Origin of the sequence: Leptolyngbya iicbica LK (assembly GCF_004212215.1) — a bacterium.
Taxonomy (GTDB): domain Bacteria; phylum Cyanobacteriota; class Cyanobacteriia; order Phormidesmidales; family Phormidesmidaceae; genus Halomicronema; species Halomicronema iicbica.
This window is the reverse complement of record NZ_QVFV01000002.1, coordinates 946,796-963,395: the sequence shown is the minus strand read 5'-3', so window position 1 is coordinate 963,395 and position 16,600 is coordinate 946,796. Positions and strand designations below refer to the sequence as shown.

At 54.7% G+C, this 16,600-nt stretch carries 13 protein-coding genes; 7 read left to right on the top strand and 6 right to left on the bottom strand.

Translation table 11 applies throughout. From position 1 onward, the window contains the following. Positions 1 to 9 precede the first annotated feature (9 nt). The 3 genes from DYY88_RS11210 to DYY88_RS11200 all read left to right on the top strand — a co-directional run bounded on the left by DYY88_RS11210 (position 10) and on the right by DYY88_RS11200 (position 2,572). Positions 10 to 873, top strand: coding sequence for a segregation/condensation protein A (locus DYY88_RS11210; RefSeq protein ID WP_039727961.1), 864 nt, complete (start codon positions 10 to 12; stop codon positions 871 to 873). Positions 874 to 1,298: 425 nt separating this feature from the next. Further along, positions 1,299 to 1,772: a globin family protein gene (locus tag DYY88_RS11205; protein WP_039727962.1), complete on the top strand. Its 474-nt coding sequence runs from the start codon at positions 1,299 to 1,301 to the stop codon at positions 1,770 to 1,772. Between the two features lie 74 nt (positions 1,773 to 1,846). Beyond that, complete coding sequence (locus DYY88_RS11200; protein ID WP_039727963.1) at positions 1,847 to 2,572, top strand: phycobilisome rod-core linker polypeptide; 726 nt, start codon at positions 1,847 to 1,849, stop codon at positions 2,570 to 2,572. A 208-nt stretch (positions 2,573 to 2,780) separates the two neighbouring features. Here the strand turns inward: DYY88_RS11200 and DYY88_RS11195 are convergent, their stop codons facing one another. The 4 genes from DYY88_RS11195 to murI all read right to left on the bottom strand — a co-directional run bounded on the left by DYY88_RS11195 (position 2,781) and on the right by murI (position 10,790). Continuing rightward, positions 2,781 to 7,706, bottom strand: a complete 4,926-nt coding sequence (locus DYY88_RS11195; RefSeq protein ID WP_052288518.1) for a PAS domain S-box protein — start codon at positions 7,704 to 7,706, stop codon at positions 2,781 to 2,783. 534 nt (positions 7,707 to 8,240) lie between these two features. Then, complete coding sequence (locus DYY88_RS11190; RefSeq protein ID WP_039727964.1) at positions 8,241 to 9,038, bottom strand: hypothetical protein; 798 nt, start codon at positions 9,036 to 9,038, stop codon at positions 8,241 to 8,243. After that, on the bottom strand, positions 9,035 to 9,694 hold the full coding sequence (locus DYY88_RS11185; RefSeq protein ID WP_039727965.1) for a ParA family protein: 660 nt from the start codon (positions 9,692 to 9,694) through the stop codon (positions 9,035 to 9,037). The genes DYY88_RS11190 and DYY88_RS11185 overlap by 4 nt, the downstream gene beginning before the upstream one ends. 238 nt (positions 9,695 to 9,932) lie before the next feature. Then, positions 9,933 to 10,790: a glutamate racemase gene (gene murI / locus DYY88_RS11180; protein WP_039727966.1), complete on the bottom strand. Its 858-nt coding sequence runs from the start codon at positions 10,788 to 10,790 to the stop codon at positions 9,933 to 9,935. 259 nt (positions 10,791 to 11,049) lie between these two features. On the opposite strand from murI, the gene DYY88_RS11175 reads away from it, so the two are divergent. The 4 genes from DYY88_RS11175 (at position 11,050) to DYY88_RS11160 (ending at position 14,587) form a co-directional block, all read left to right on the top strand. Then, positions 11,050 to 11,688, top strand: a complete 639-nt coding sequence (locus DYY88_RS11175) for a Uma2 family endonuclease (protein ID WP_039727968.1) — start codon at positions 11,050 to 11,052, stop codon at positions 11,686 to 11,688. 130 nt (positions 11,689 to 11,818) lie between these two features. Continuing rightward, complete coding sequence (locus DYY88_RS11170; protein WP_039727969.1) at positions 11,819 to 13,747, top strand: sodium:solute symporter family protein; 1,929 nt, start codon at positions 11,819 to 11,821, stop codon at positions 13,745 to 13,747. Positions 13,748 to 13,895: 148 nt separating this feature from the next. Then, a complete protein-coding gene (locus DYY88_RS11165; protein ID WP_039727970.1) occupies positions 13,896 to 14,108 on the top strand; it encodes a DUF8624 family small hydrophobic protein in 213 nt (70 codons plus the stop codon). Positions 14,109 to 14,122: 14 nt separating this feature from the next. Continuing rightward, entirely contained in the window at positions 14,123 to 14,587 is a 465-nt protein-coding gene (locus tag DYY88_RS11160; RefSeq protein WP_039727971.1) for a GNAT family N-acetyltransferase, read from the top strand. 67 nt (positions 14,588 to 14,654) lie between these two features. Here the strand turns inward: DYY88_RS11160 and DYY88_RS11155 are convergent, their stop codons facing one another. Together DYY88_RS11155 and DYY88_RS11150 are read right to left on the bottom strand one after the other, a co-directional pair. Continuing rightward, the gene (locus tag DYY88_RS11155; protein WP_039727973.1) at positions 14,655 to 15,203 is read right to left on the bottom strand and encodes a hypothetical protein; all 549 of its coding nucleotides are present in this window, start codon (positions 15,201 to 15,203) and stop codon (positions 14,655 to 14,657) included. 221 nt (positions 15,204 to 15,424) lie between these two features. Further along, positions 15,425 to 16,447: a dihydroorotate dehydrogenase-like protein gene (locus DYY88_RS11150; protein ID WP_039727974.1), complete on the bottom strand. Its 1,023-nt coding sequence runs from the start codon at positions 16,445 to 16,447 to the stop codon at positions 15,425 to 15,427. Positions 16,448 to 16,600: the final 153 nt, after the last annotated feature.

Here is a 16,600-nt window from a genome sequence, read left to right as displayed (position 1 = left end):
AAAAGTGATATGGCAGTGTCGCTAGCCCAGAGCGCGATCGCGTTTTTGATCGACTTAGCGGAACAGGGCGAGATTGATCCCTGGGATGTGCAAGTGATTGATGTGATCGATCGCTTCTTAAAAACGCTAGATACGACTCCCACCGCCCTGCCAGAGGCGGGGCGATCGCCCTATGAAACCAGCTTGTCGGAGTCGGGCAAGGCCTTTTTGTATGCCTCGATGTTGGTGCTGCTCAAGGCCGACACCCTGGTGCGTGCCGAAATGGAAGCCGCGCAGGCCGAACTCGAGGCCGAAGGCTTTTTTGACGATGCGGACGAGTTGGTGCCTGTGCCGCTGCCGCGTAACCTGGAGCAGCACTTGCATCGGCGGGCGATCGCGCCACCCCCCGAGCGTCGCCAAGTCACGCTAAACGAACTGATCGAGCAGTTGGAAACCATCGCGGCGGTGATTGCTGACCAGCCCGTGCGGGCGCGATCGCGGCGGGCGGCTCCCGTGTCAAAACGTCACGCCGTGCGGGCGATTACTCAGCTGGCCCACCAAGAAAATTTGACCGAAATCGCCGATGCCCTAGCGACCTTTCTCGACCAATATTGGGAAACCCTGGAAGAGCAACTGAGCTGGCTGAATTTCGAAGAACTGCTAGCCGAGTGGCCCAAGCATAATCCGGTGCCGGACAATCATATTGCTGAGTCGCCCGAGGCGGCAGAGATTCACGAAAAAGTTGGTGTGTTTTGGGGGCTGCTCTACCTCTCGGCTCAGTCGAAAGTGGAGCTCTCGCAGGCCGAGCTGTATGGCGACCTGTGGGTGCGCAACTTACAACATCAACCGGACGCCGCCGCCCCTGAGGTGCCTCCCTATGTGCTGCCCGATTGAGACAGTGTGCGGTGATCGCGGCTGATGGCTGATAGTGCTCGTGGGTCGTAACATTTTTGGCGCTCTCTGCAATATTTAGACATATTTTCTGAGCCTCGATAAATTGCGTTCAAAGCCCTTCAAGCCAATCATTTCACCCCATTTATCCTCATTGATTGCCGTTTGCTCATAACGCATGCGGCAATTTTTTTTGGTGGCTTGATTAAGAATTGCATCTCGCGATCGCCCTCTTTCCGCCCCTTGGGCAATCTATCGATATCAGACAGAAACGTATTGCAGGCGCTGTTTTGATGTGGCCGCCGAAGTCGATCTAGCCCCTTCGATTATCTGCTTTTGGCTCCATGAAGCCCCCCTGCAATCACTGAACCAAACAACCCTGTTTGAAATCATGACGCCCTGAGACAACGGGGACTTTTGGAGGGAATATGCCAGCTTTAAATCACCAGCTTAACCAGGCTCTTATTGATGCCGATGGTCGCTATTTAACCAGTGATGAACTCCGCCCCCTGGAGACGTATGTTGAGACCTATCAAAAACGTCTGATGGCTTATCAAACCCTCAGTCAGCATAGCAATGAGCTCGTGCTAGAAGCGCTGAAAAAATTTGCCAGAGTTCATCCTGAAATCATTAAGCGGAGCGGCAAGCGCTGCCAATACGACATGGCGCAAGTGTTGCGCTACATCTCGCTGTGTATCTTGCTGGACGATGAATTTATGTTCCGCGAGAAAATGATGTTCTGGCTTGACACCATGCTCAGAGCCCATCAGAAACAAGAGGCCTGCTGTAAGGCTTACCAGCATTTGAAAGAAGTGGTGAATGAAAAATTACCCGCTCAGGTCAGCGAACAGGTGACCCCATTCATCAACATTATTTTTGAATCGATGCAGCCCTATACCTAAAGTGGCGATCGCATTAAGCCCCTCATCGTAGCGTCCCCCCTACCTGAATTCGACCTACCCCAGAGGATATTGCAATGGAAGCTATTCAAGAAACAATTGTCAGCCGTCGTTCTTCACTAGAGGAGCGGCAAGCGGCGCTCTACCAAATTTATACCCAAGTGCTAGAGCGCCAGCCCTATGCCTCAGAACATCGCCAGTTAGCCAAACCGGAAAAAGACTTTCTCAAAGATAAGATTGGCGTCAAGCGGTTTCTCAAAGCCTTGGGCACGTCTGAGGTTTACCTCAACGAGTTTTACTACAGCAGTTCAAATCTCAAGTTTTTAGAACTGTGCTTCAAACATTTCATGGGGCGGGCGCCGAAAAGCCATGCCGAAATGAGTGAATACAGCGACATTTTGATGCGGGAGGGGGTCAAAGAGTTGATCACCAAAATGATTGACTCCGAAGAATATCGCAAGCATTTTGGTTGCTTTACGGTGCCTCATCCCTATCCGGAAAAAGTGTACGAATCGCCCAAAGCCTATCTCGAAAATGATTTGTTGATCAACGAATTACATGGTCGTCGCGGCACTGTCATGCCAACGATGCTGTGGCATGAATTAGGATTGCAGTGCGATGGCGGCACCTGCGCGGCCCAATCTGAGAGCTTGACCTTTGGCGACCACGAAGATCATGACCGGGTCGAGCTATTGCAAGTGTTGCGGCGCATTCATCCCGAAGATTTGGAAGAAGTTGCTGCTGCCCTGCCACCGCAACAACGGGAGACGTTGAGTCGAGCTTTGCTGCATCTCAAACGATAGCTGTGGCCTCTGGGGCAAAAATTTGTGTGTGAAAGCCTTGTTATTCATAGCAAGGCTTTTTTTGATGGCTGCAGGGTGGTCGGGGGCGTGCTGCTGGCGATCGCCAAGTGCAGCATTCAAAATTCAAAATCTCAAAGCCCAAATATTGTTGGAGCAACCTGCTGACTTTTTTGGGCTTGAAGCGATCGAGAGAGTCAACAGCGGTACGTTAGGGCATGACAGTTGGGGATGACAGCGGGATTGGCGGCGCTACCGCGTAGCGATCGCGCCCCGCTTGTTTGGCTTGATAGAGGGCGAGATCGGCGCGTCCGAGCAAATCGCCAACGGTGGGGAAGTGGCCAGGCTTTGCCACCGTAACGCCATAACTGAGGGTGACTCGCGAGGCGGTGGGGTGAGTATCGTGGGCGAGGTTGAGCTCAGCGATCGCGGCTTGCATCTGCTTTAGTACAACGATTGCCCCCGTTAAATTTGTGTTGGGCAAAATAATGGCAAATTCTTCACCGCCATAACGCGCGACGCAATCGGTCGAGCGATTGACACAGTTTTTGAGAGCTTGGGCCACAGCGATCAAACAGTCATCCCCAGCGGGGTGCCCATAGGTATCGTTGTATTGCTTGAAATAGTCAATATCACACAAAACGAGCGTGAGTTCTCGATGTTCTCGTTGGGCTCGCTGCCACTCAACAGTTAGCGTGTTGTCAAACTGCCGGCGGTTGGCAATGCGGGTCAAGCCGTCGGTGGTGGAAAGATGTTCTAACTCGTGATTGGCGGCTAAGAGTTGCTGATGTAATTGGGACTGTTGGAGGGCGATCGCGAGTTGTTGGGCCACCTGCTGCAAAAGGGTCAATTCATCCTTTTGCCAATGGCGGCGAGTGGCGCAGGCGTGGGTAATGAGTAATCCCCAGACGCTAGTGGTGCCATCGGTCTGAGTCTGAGTGATGGGGGCCACCATTTTGGACTGGACGCCGATCGACTGCATAAACTCGATTAAGCAGTCGCCCCAGTCATCCTGGGTGATGTCTTGCACGATGCGGCCCTGCGCCTGCTGGTAAAACGCATAGCAATTGGGCGAAAAGTGTTCATCTTCCCACTGCATGGCCAGAATGGTCGGAAATTCAGTTCGGCTCTGTTCTTGAACGACAATGCCAGAATGCGCTGATGTGAGTTGAAAAATTAAGGTGCGATCAGCCTGCAGCAGTTGCTGGACCTCTTCCACCACTGCCGCAAGAATCGGGGCCAGGTCTAGTGATTCGCGAATATGCTGCGTAATCATGCGGAGGGCATGTTCTTGATTGGCGCGATGCAACAGCGCCGTCTGAGCTTGCTTGAGTGAGGTGATGTCACGCGACACAATCAACACCGAGGTGATGTCTCCCTGATTGTTGTGCTCAGGGACAATGCGCGACTGAAAGAAGTGGTCTCCAGCCGGGAGCGATTCTTGCGTTTCTAGTTGTTGCTCTTGGCCGGTGGCAAATGCTTGGGCGATCGCAGCTTGCCATTGGGAGGCAGAGGGCAGATCAAAGGCGGTCACCGGTCTACCGAGTAAGGCGGCCTGGGGCAAGGCCAAGCGTCGTTCGATAGTGGGATTCACGTATTGAAGGCAGAACGCAGCATCCACGCGGAGGATGCCATCGGGGGAGTTTTCGGCCAGGGTGCGAAATTCGGCTTCTCGTTGGCGCAGGCTGGCTTCGGCGGTAACGCGGGCGGTAATATCTTCAACGATGCCGATGATGAGCTGGGGAGTGTCGGTGGCATCGTAAACGACGACTTTGCGATTGTGAATGATGTGCGATCGCCCGTCGCCCAATTCAACCCTCTCCTGCGGGCGTTCCCAAAGCTGATGGCTGGCAATGGCTGCCTGATCGTCGGCAATACATTGATTGGCTTGCTCTGGGAGCAACAGATCATGGTCAGTGCGGCCGATGGCGTCGTCGCGGTTAATGCCGGTTAGCTGGGTGCAGGCGGGGTTCCAGAGGGTGTATTGTCGGGTGTCGGCGGTTTTGGCAAAGACGCCGACGGGCAGATGGTCGAGCACTTGTTGGAGTAAGGTCCGGGTCTGTTGGAGGTCGACTTCGGCCTGTTGGCGATCGCTGATGTCTGTCGCGATGATGGTAAACGTCCAGTCATCTTGATCAGTGGCTTGAGTGGCTGAGATCGTCTCTTGAATCCAGTGGATCGACTCATCCGGATGGCGGAAGCGGTACTCGATCGTTGTGTAGGGTTTGCCTGAGCGCAATTCTTGTACCGCCGGGACAATGATGTTGACTAAATCTTCGGGGATGACCCGCGATCGCCAGAGTTGAGGCTGATGTTGCAACATCGCTGGAGGATACCCAAAGACCGTTTCCGTGCCTGGCGAGTAGTAGTCGTAAGTAATGGTGTCGTAAACGTCGCCCGTTAAGCGAAATCTAGCAACGGCAGCGTGCAAACTGTTCAAAATCATCGCTAATTCATCACGCGATACTTGCAACGCTTGCTCAAGTTGGCGACGTGCCGTCACATCCCAAAAGATGCCCTGGGTCCCGACAATGTTGCCCTCACCATCGCGTACGGGCGATTTCACGACCTGGACATAGATGCGTTCGTTTTGGCTGGGGGGTTGGTGTTCTTCCACAAGGTCAAGAATTTCCCCAGTGGCGATCACTTGGCGATCGGCCGCGTCATAGTTGGCTGCTAAATCTGGCGGATAAAAATCGTAGACGGTTTTGCCGATGACGTCAGCTGCCGTGATATTCAGCCAACGCAAATAAGCCGAATTCACATAGGTCACACGCCCTTCTCGATCTTTACGGTAGAGATATTGCGGCATGGCATCGGTGAGTGATTCATAGAGGGCATTGCTCTTGATGAGGGATGCCTCGGCCTGCTTTAGCTCCGTCAGATCAATATCAAAGCCGAGAATTTCCTTAGGCGTGCCGTCTGCTCGCCGGGTCAAGATCACCTCTCGATTTTGTAGCAATCGGAGGCTGCCATCTTTGCGCAGACAGGTATGCTCCCACTCGAAAATCTCACCCGTGCGATCAGCGAGAAGTTGCTGGTCATAGGTTGTGATCAGCTCGTGATCTTCGGTCGGAAAAATCGCGGGCAGGAAGGCTTTGCCCAGCGCTTTAATTTCTGCCTGGGAGTAGCCCAAACTGGCTTCATAGGCTGGGTTACAGTAAGTCAGCTGGCCTAATTCAAGGTCGTAGATATAGAGCGGCACGGGGGCCAGCTCCATCACCTGGCGGCGGAACGTTTCGCTGGCTTGCAGATCGAGTTCGGCCTGCTTGCGATCGCTAATATCTTCAATCGTGCCTAGCATCCGGATGGGATGCCCGTGTTCATTCCAAACTGCCTGACCACGGGCGCGAATCCAGAGATAGTGGCCCTGGCGATGTTGCATCCGAAATTCCATCACAAACGGCTCTTGCTGCTCAAGATGCCGATAGGCCGTGTCTTGCACGACGGCGCGATCATCAGGATGAATGCGTTCTAGCTCGCGCACGAAGCTACTAAGGCCCTGCCTTTGCGGGTCATAGCCGAGAATTTCCCAATAGCGATCGGAATCCAGAATGACATCTTCGTTGGGATCCCAATCCCACACGCCTTCGCCAATACTTTGCAAGACCAGGGCATCACGCTCGTGGGCCGATTGAAGTTGTTGGTAAAGGTTGGCCTGATGGATCGCGATCGCTAATTGCTCGGCCACCCGCTGGGCTAACTGCACCTCGTCAGTCAACCATGGCAGCGGGTGGGTTGAACGTGCGAGGGTAAGCGAGCCCCAGATAACCCCTTCAACGCCGATGGGCACCATCAGCCAAGCCCGATAGCGAGAGTCTGCCGCCAAGTGACGATTAATAGGGTCGTCAATCGTTCCTGTATTGTCCACTTGCACGACTTCCAGGCGTTTGAGCTGTTGAGCAAACGGATTATCGGCATCGGGCACATCTACATACTGTTTGGTTACCTGACGATTGCCCTGGCTATACACCACTTGATGCCGCCAGCAGCCTTCGGCTGGCAGGTATTGAACAATCGCCACTTCCCCGGTAAGAAAGTCAGAAATCGCCGCTGCTGCTTCTACAAAGATTGTGTCTAACTCTAGGGAACTGCGCACCGCTTGCGCGACTTCATTAAAGGCCCGCTCCTGCTGAGTTTGTTTGGCTAAGGCGAGTTCAGCAATTTTGCGTTCGGTGATGTCGATGTCGGTGCCAACCAGGCGGTAGGGGGTACCGTCGGGTGATCGCTGCGCTGCCCCCTGGGCCAACACCCACACTAAATGCCCATCGCGGTGCACCATGCGATGCTCCACCCGGTATTCTGGCGTGCGCCCCTCTAAATGGTCGGTTGCCGCTGCCATCACCGCTGGCAGGTCAGCTTCGTAGACGTACTGCACCCAATCATCAATGTGGTTGCGAATCTCCTCATCCCGATAGCCCAGCATTTCCTTCAACAGGGGATCGAGATAAATCTCGTTGGTGTCTAAATCCCAATCCCACACGCCGATTGAGCAAGCCCGAGTCGCCTGCTGATATTTCGCTTCTGTTTGTGCGATCAGGGCTGCCGTTTGACTTTCCACCGTCTCTAAGTGGGCTTGCCATTGCAATCTTTCTAAGGTCGCCCCGATTTGCATTGCCAGGTGTTGCAGTGCCTCACCTTGCAAGGGTTGCCAGTGATAGCTTGACTGGCACTGCTGAATGACCACCCAACCCCAAAGTTGCGTCGTCTCTGCTGCGGTCGGTGGCGCATCGATCCAAATGCCCCGGGCTAGGCAAGCTTTGACTTGGTATGCCGTTAAAGCGGCGATCGCAGTGGCATCGAGATGGCTAGCGTCTACCTGATCAATCGCCACCCCAGCCTCTGGCGGAGCGATGGCCGTGGGAGACAGAGCCAGCTGAGCCGCCGCTATCTTCTGACCGAGCAGCGATCGCCACTCTTCCCCTACTATTTCAGCGACTACCGTGACATTGCCGTAGTCAGTGGCCTGGCAAATCAAGACGCGATCGCCCTTAAACAGCGACTGAGTAAGCTGTACGCCAGTTCTTAAAAGCGTTTCCACCTTACGGCAACTGCGCAGTTGCCAAGCCGCCTCAGTCAGGCAGGCAAAGGCTGACTCTACCTGATCAGGGGTGGGCGATAAGACGGAAAAGAGCATCTTGGAATGAATCTCAGCTACCTCTCTACAGTGAAAACACTGAGTCGATGCTCTTTATATTGTGTGCCAAGCTATCCCAGATGTAGACTCTGGAATCTAAAGTTTTTTGTTGGACACCGAGGCTTTACAAACATCTGATACCTCAAAGTCGTGAGTATCAGATTGCCATTTTGACGAAAAATAATGTTCTTTGGATGGAGCCGCCGCTCAAACTTGAACGGTCGTTTCAAAAATCTTTAAATTCAGGGCCTGATTGTCGCCACGGCTTCATAAAGATAGTTGATTCAATCATTGCCTTTAGTGGCGGTAACGTTGCTTACCCTCAATAATTATGAGATTTTCTTGCAGGTAGCCTACTTTAGGCCGCGCCACTATAAAGCACTCAAACCACTTAGGAATGGGAATTTGATTAAGTGTGAACAGCCGTCTCGGCTGTTCAAGTGCAGGCAAGATGCCTAGCCCCACAAAACTTGAATTTTATAAAATCCTAATTCTTTAGGAACTATTGCGAACTTAAACGCTAGCCAGCCAGCCCTAATCGACCCAGCCAATTTCTTCGTCGGAGAGCATTTTGTTCTGTTGCTGACCGTGATCGATCGCATAGTCAGGCAATGGCTTTTGGGGGGGGAACCGTCGATTACGAGCAATATCGCCGCCATCTGACTTATAAGCCGGGAGCCGTGCCCCGCGATAAATATCGCCCCCACCGGGAGGCAGCTTGACTGCCAGGGTTGGTTTACTTTCCAGTTCGGGTGAGGCTGCGGTTGGTGCTGGAGCCGGAGCTGGCGGGGCTGGCTGAGCGGTTGGTGCTGCTTCAGCCGCCTCAGTCATTTTGAGAATGACGGATTTTGCCTCTTCCAGCTCTTTGGTGACCTGCTGCAGTTTGTCGGCATCGGCTTTGGCGGCTGTTTGGGCTTTTTCCAGCGTGTCTTTCAGTTCAAACAGACGCTCTTGTTGCTTGGTTAAATCTTCTTGCAGTCCTCGCACCTGCTTGTCTAAAGCCGCTTCTTTCTTTTGGGCAGCAGCGAGGTCAGCCGTAAGCTGAGTGACTTGTTTTTCGAGATCGGCTTTGGTGACTGTGCGGCTACTGCTAGAGCTGGTCGCTGGGGTCGTCGTGCTAGCGGATTTGGTGCTGCTAGTCGGCGTCGATTTCCGCTGGGCCGCAGTTGATTTTGACCGCGATGGGCTGCGGCGAGTGGTGGTCTTTTTGGCTGGAGCCGGTTTGGCTGGAGGTGTTTTGGGGGCCGCCTCTTTGGGGGCTGAGGCGTCAGTCGTGGCCTCGGGGCCGTTAGCCTCTTCTTTCAGCAAGTCAGATAAGTTTTTCTTGGTCATGATGGGCTCCAGTCTTGCTGTAGTTCTTCGGCAACTCGGTAATAGTCGGCGCGGGCCTCTTTCACATTAGCGCCTCGCCATTGGGTAATGGGTACCCCTTCTAGGGCGGCTCGCTCGTGGGCTTTATAAGTGCGAATGACCGTTTCACAAGCGGGAATGTTGAGGCTATTCAAGGTTTTTTGGGCGTCAACGGCCTCGGCCAAACTGCGCGAGTCGACCTTGGTGAGTAAGACTCGATGGGCCACCCCCGAGGGCGCGATCGCCGTTTTAATCGTATTCACCAACGCCGCTAAATCCATCGGGGCTGGCGGGGTCGGCAGCAAAATGTAATCTGCCACGGGGACTACTGCCGCCAGGGCACTTGAGTTTAAGGCCGGAGGGGTATCCACCACAATCAACGCATAGTCGCTCACCTTCTTTAGTTTGCCTAGAAGGGTCGCGTCTGTCTCGGTTGTGATATCAAACGTCACGGGCTGAGGATTTCGTGACACCCACCAACTGGCCGACCCTTGGGGATCGGCATCCACCAAGAGCACGGGTTGGACCTCAGATAAAATCGCCGCCATGTTGACAGCGGTGGTCGTTTTGCCAACGCCGCCTTTGCCGTTGAGCACGGCCAAAATACGGGGAGAGGATTCCTTGCGCTTACGAGCCAAGGCCAGACTCCTTGTTCTGCTGGGTAGGAGCCCTGACCTGAAGAGCGCAGTGCCGGACTCATGACAGCATGACTATATCGCAGATGCGATCGCCCCAAGCCTCAATCTCAAAAAATCAGCAAGCTCGTGCCGCTTCGGGCGGTGCGCTGAAATCATTTCCCCAGACCAGCCAAGGCTCGGTAAGTGCTGGGCATTGCCCAACCCCAACCATTGGGGATGCTATTTGCCAGCAGTTCCTTTATACGAACCATCGTTGATGAGCTGACTGCACCGTCAATTCAAAATTGACCTGTTCGACGCGGGGGGATTGGCCGATCAAGCGAGCCGCCAAATGGGCAAACTGGTCAGGGCAACCGCTGACAAAAAACTGAGTGGGACGCCCCGGCACTGTGCTTTTGAGATCCAAGAGTTCGAGCTCTTTGGCCGCGGCTTTGACCATGGACTGGGCGGGGTCAATGCGCTGAATCGTCTCCGGCAAGAACGCTTTGAAAACGGGCGCGAGATGGGGGTAATGGGTGCAGCCGTAGATCAGGGTGTCAATATTGGCCGCCAGCAAGGGCTGTAAATACGCTTTGGCGACTTCAATCGTGGCTGGATCTTGCAGCCGGTCTTGTTCGATGAGGGGCACAAATTTTGGGCAACCCATTTGCCAGACCTGTTTGGCTGAATCTACTTCTAGAATGGCGTTGCGGTAGGCATTGCTGGCCACAGTTGCCGCGGTGGCGATGACGCCGATCCGGTCTCCGGCTTTGGCAGCGGCCCGTGCCCCCGGATGAATCAACCCGAGAATCGGGACCGGAAACTCTGCTTGTACCTGCTCTAACACCAAGGCAGAACTGGTGTTGCAGGCCATCATCACCATCTTGGTGCCCTGGGCCATCATCCAGGTCATGATTTCGCGAACGAATTGCAGAATCTCGTCAGGGGTGCGATCGCCATAGGGCAGCCGGGCCGTATCGCCCACATACAGAATGGATTCGTAGGGCAGTTGACGATTAATCTCTCGCAGCACGGTCAGCCCACCGACACCGCTATCAAAAATGCCAATGGGGGCAGTGCTGACGGGGGCTGAGGCGAAATCACGCTGGTAGGCCATAGGATAACGAGTGCATCTCATTCAGGTCTATAAGAGTTTAGTCGGGTTTTTCAAAATTTCGGTAGCGATCGCGCACTGATTGCAAAGTCTCATCGATTGCATTTGGACCGATATCGCTTGCTGAAATCGGTTTGAGTGCCTGAGAACGGCGCGATGAGAACAAACACTGTCGCCTATAGTGAAGTCACAGTTCTGGTTGGTGCAGGGCAACTGGAAAAATTCGATTATTGAGGCAGGCTCAGGAGCTAGGAGCGGGGATATGTTGACGATCGTTTCGCCCGAACAGCTTTATTTATCGACTGGCACGGTGATGCGATCGCCGGCCACCTGGCACGAGTATCAAACTTTATGTGAGCAGCGGGGCGATAGTGCCATTCCTCGCATCAAATATCGTTCTGGAGAAGTGTTGCTCATGTCACCATTACCCAGACATGGTCGGGATGCCCATTTAGTTGCTGCCATCATCACAGCACTGCTGGATGAGACGGGGCGTGAGTACGATGCCTTTACTCCCGTCACGATGCAACTGCCGCAGGAAAGTGGCATTGAGCCGGACTATTGTTTTTACATTGACCATTGGCCAGCCATTTCAGGGAAGGAACGCATTGACTGGCGCAATGACCCGCCCCCCGATTTAGTGCTGGAAATTGACATCACCAGTTATTCCGACGTGCGAGATTATTTGCCCTATCGAGTGCCGGAAGTCTGGTTACTGCGGAACCAACAACTCTCGATTTATCAACTGCAAGGCGATGACTATGAAGTTGCTGCCCAGAGCCAGTATTTTCCAACGGTGAATCTGACGGATGTCACCGCCCAATGTTTAGACATTGCCTATCAACGCAACACCAGCGCCGCCATTCGTCATTTAAAGCAGCAACTAGGAAAGCCGCTTTAGAGAACGTGATTGGCTTGTGCATCAGCCAAGTGAACGGCAAAGGCACCGCGATCGCCTGACGCCATTTTCACGCCAATCTCCGACAGGGCTTGTGAGAAGATAGCCAGGAGTTTCTCAAGCGTTGCTGCCCATGATCTGGATTGACTGGTTAATTGTCCTGGCGTATTTGCTGCTGACCTTGTGGTTGGGGCTGTACTTATCGCGCCGGGCGTCGGGGTCGCTAGTGGACTTTTTTGTGTCGGGGCGATCGCTGCCCTGGTGGCTGGCGGGTACCAGCATGGCCGCGACGACGTTCTCTATCGACACCCCGCTCTACATTGCTGGGGTGGTGGGCACCCGTGGCATCGCGGGCAACTGGGAATGGTGGAGCTTTGGCATTGCCCATGTGGTGATGATTTACGTCTTTTCTCGACTGTGGCGGCGATCAGAAATTGTCACCGATGCGGAGCTGACGGAGCTTCGCTATGGCGGCAGTATGGGCGCGTGGTTGCGGGGCATCAAGGCATTCCTATTTGCGGTGCCGATTAACTGCATTGGCATTGGCTACGCCATGCTGGCCATGGTCAAGGTGATCACAGCTTTGCAACTGTGGGAAAGTCTGGGCTTTGAGCCGGGGGATGATGCCAAGCTGTGGAGCGTCATCGGGGTCAGCATCTTTGTGCTGGTGTATGCCGGATTTTCGGGGTTGTGGGGCGTCGTGGCGACGGACTTTTTTCAGTTCTTTTTGGCGCTGTTTGGGGCGATCGTCGTCGCCGGGGCGGCCCTGATCAAAATTGGCGGCATGGGCTCCCTGGTTGAGCAGATCAATACACAGTTTGGGCCAGACACGTTGGCGCTGGTGCCGCTGCAATGGGGCGATGGCGGCATCCGGTGGAGCGAGACTGCCGGGATTTCGGTGAATACCTTTTTGGCGTACATTGGCCTGCAATGGTGGGCCTTTCGCCGCAGTGACGGCGGCGGGGAATTTATTCAGCGGTTGGCCGCTTCTAAAGATGAAGCTGAAGCGGAGAAAGCCGCCTGGTTTTTCAACATTCTGCATTACGTCGTGCGCACCTGGCCCTGGGTGGTAGTGGCGCTAGTGGCGCTAGTGGTCTATCCCAATTTGGAAGACCGGGAGTTGGGATATCCCATGCTCATGAGCGACTTCTTGCCCCCAGTGTTGCTGGGGTTGGTGGTCGCGTCGTTGATTGCGGCGTTTATGAGCACGGTTTCGACGCTGATTAACTGGGGCGCGTCGTATCTGACGAACGATTTGTATGCTCGCTTTATCAATCGTGATGCGGCTGACGCGGAGTTGGTGCTGGCAGGGCGGTCGGCGTCTGTTTTGGTGACCGTCTTGGGCGCGACGGCGGCCTTTTTTGCTCAAGATGTGACGACGATTTTTCGCTTGGTGATTGCGATCGGTACGGGGCCAGGTTTGGTGCTGATTTTGCGCTGGTTTTGGTGGCGCATCAATGCCGCTGCGGAACTAGCCTCGATGGTGGCGGGATTCATCATTGGCTTATTGACGATGCCGATCGCGGATCCGGCAACGGCGCAAAACCCTCTAGTTATCGGACTGGCGGCTCTGCAATCGCGAGTGACGATTTTGCAAACCACCGATTTTGGCCAACGGCTGCTGGTCATTGCGAGTATCACGACGGTGATTTGGGTGGCGGCGATGTATCTCACCTCGCCAGAGAGTCCTGAGACGCTGGCCCGGTTCTATCAAAAAGTGCATCCCGGTGGCCCGGGCTGGAATCGCCAGCGCATTGCCGTGGGCGAACAGCCGATTCGCCTCATTACCTTTGCCGGAGGCTGGCCGCAACTGGGCTTCGACCAACCGGGCATTTCCCCAGAACAGGATTTGCTCTTGCAGGGGCAGCAGGTGATTGCGGCCATTGGGCTGCTGTTTGGCACCATGTTTGCGATCGGTGGCTTTTTGTTGCTGCAACCGCTGGTGGGTTGGTTGGGCCTGATCATTGCGGTGCTCGGTGGGGTGTGGCTACGACGCTTGCAGCGCGCCCGCATTGCCCCGATGCCACGCCCCGGTTTAGAGGATGTGGGGGATGGTTTGTGATAGCAGGTAGGATGGGAATTGGGCGATCCGGTGGGGGCGAGGCATGCTCGATGGAACGCTCTGGTTAATCACAACGTTTTTCCGAGCATGCCTCGCCCCTACGGTGTGATACCTGTTTGGTTGCAATTGTTCTTCTATTTGAAACGCCATGTCTTTTTTTCGTGCTTACATTGCGCCATTGTTGATTGTGCTCACGTTTTTGATTGCCATGCTGGCGGTGAGTGCGCGGATCTTTTTGCCGGGTGACATGCTGGCTCCGGCTCCCATTGAGGAACCTGTGGGGCAGGTAGATGACGCTCGCAATGCTGAGCTGCCCGCAGTGTCCTGGTTGTTGACCGGGCAGCCCGACGACCTGAGCTAACGAGGCTGGCATCGATGGCCTTTGCGATCGCAGGCTACCAACTCCGACGCGGCACGGGCACCGATCGCGCCCTGTTGGTGAAGTTTCTCGGCAAAACCTATCAGGAAGCCGTTGGCACGAATACCTTTCAGCATTTGGCGGCAACGGTGGAGCGGCATTTTTCGCCAGAAACGCCGGTGTGGTGGGTGGAAACTGTCGCATCGCCCAGCCAAACCGTGGGATTTTTGTGGTTGGGCAATGCGGTTGATCAGCAGCAGGGAGATCGCCACAGCTATGTGTTGGCGGTGTACGTCGCGCCGGAGCATCGCCGCCAAGGTATTGCCACCGCGTTGTTAAACCACGCGCAAGCCTGGGCACAGGCGCGCGGCGATCGCCAAATTGGCTTGCAGGTGTTTGCCGATAATGAGGGCGCGATCGCGCTATATCGCCAGTTAGGGTTCCAAACCCAGTCGCTTTGGCTGACCAAACCCTTACCGTAGGGGCGAGGCATTCTCGGAACAACGTGTTGACTTGGTCCAGAGTCATCACAGCGAGAATGCCTCGCCCCTACAAGGAATTTTCGACGTAATCTTTGGCGGCTCTTAAGCTCCAACCCGTGCGGTCATAGATCAGCTTGACCGCTGACACTTTCCGGTTTTCGGCCAGCAACTGTCGGGCTTCAGCAATCAATGCGGGATCGAGGTCTTTGGGAGATTGCCGCTGTGCCTGTTGGGCAACGATTTTTTGGGCAGTCGCTAAGTTCCAGCCCTTTCGCTTTTGGAGGAGCTTAACGGCTTCCTCTGATCGGTCGGCCAAAATCAGATCGCGAATATCGTAATTTGAGGCTGGAGCGGATTTTGGGGGCGTGTCAACCGGGTCAGCATCAGCGATTGGTGGGACTGACCTGCTGTCGTTGTCAACGGCGGCAGGATCGCTAGAACCTATGGCTCGCTGCGCCTCGGCAGCCTGGGCGGCACTGTCAGTGACCGCAGGCGTCGGGGGCATCATGGCCTGTGGCCCCGAGGATTTCACTTTGCGCCGCTCTAATTGGCGCACCAGCCAAAAGCCGACGAGAAAAGCACAGAGTCCCAGAAAAATCAATGAAATCGGGTGCATGGGGGATCAGAAAAATCTATGTGAGCGATCGCAACAGCACTCACCATTCCAGGGACAGGAAAGAATGGCAAGGCTATGTGCTGAGGATAAAGGGCAGAGTGAAGTCGAGAGCAATCCTGTCAGAAAATGCAATGCGATCGCGCTTCCCGCCCGGCACACAAAAACGCTGTCTCCATATCGGCAACAGCGTTCTGCAAAATCCATCCGTTTGAAGCGAGGCATTACGCCGATGGCACGTTCGCTTCCCAGATGGGGTGGTAAGACTGCACTGCCCGCATGTACTGCACCCGCTCAAACTCGCTGGGGTTGGGACTGTTGCGCTGGCTCATGCTGCCCCGCAAAATGTCGAGAGATTCGTACTCATGCTCTTGCAGCCAGGTAATGAGTTCTTCCTCAATCGTTTTGAGGTGGCCGATGCCGTGACGCAGCAACGTGGCGACCAACATGGTCACGTCGGCCCCGGCCATCAGCATTTTGATCACGTCTTCCGCTTTGTTGATGCCGGTGGTGGCGGCAAGGCTGGCCGGAATGCGATCGTGCAGCAGGGCAATCCAATTCAGCGGCAGCAGCATGTCGGAATGATGGCTGAGAATCAGGCTGGGCTGCACTTCCAGATTTTCGATATCAATATCCGGCTCATAAAAGCGGTTGAACAGCACTAGACCGTCGGCTCCGGCTTCGCACAGGCGCTTCGCTATATTCGCTGTATTGCTGAAATAGGGGCTGAGCTTCACTGCGAGGGGAATATTGACCACCGCTTTGACGGCATGAACAACGTCCAGATAATGCTGCTCCACATCCGCGCCGGACATCTCCAGATCGGTGGGAATCCAGTAAATATTGAGCTCGATCGCATCCGCCCCTGCTTCCTCCATCTGCTGGGCATAATCCGTCCAGCCACCGAGGGTAAAGCCGTTGAGGCTACCGATAATCGGCACATCGACCATGGCTTTCGCCATCCGAATATGGTCGAGGTACGCTTCTGTCCCCACATGAAACACTTCCGGCTCCGGAAAGTAGGTCAAGGCTTCGGCAAAGCTCTCGGTGCCATGCTCTAAGTGGTGATGCAGTTCCAGCCGCTCGCGTCGAATTTGCTCTTCAAACAAGGAGTGGAGCACGATCGCGGCCGCCCCAGAATCTTCGAGCCAGCGAATGTTGCTCAGCTCTTCAGTCAAGGGGCCAGCCGCCCCGACCACCAGAGGGGATTTCAGCGTCAGGCCCAGATAGGTTGTGGTTAAGTCCATCGTTGTTCTCCGTCAGGGAATTTGGGTGGCGGATCAGGGATCTGTAGATGGATTCCTCATGAACCCGCCGTAGGGTGGGCATTGCCCACCTTGAGAAAATGAGGTTTGGAACGAGCACCGCCCACCTTGTGATTGTGAGGCGGTGAGCGGTGC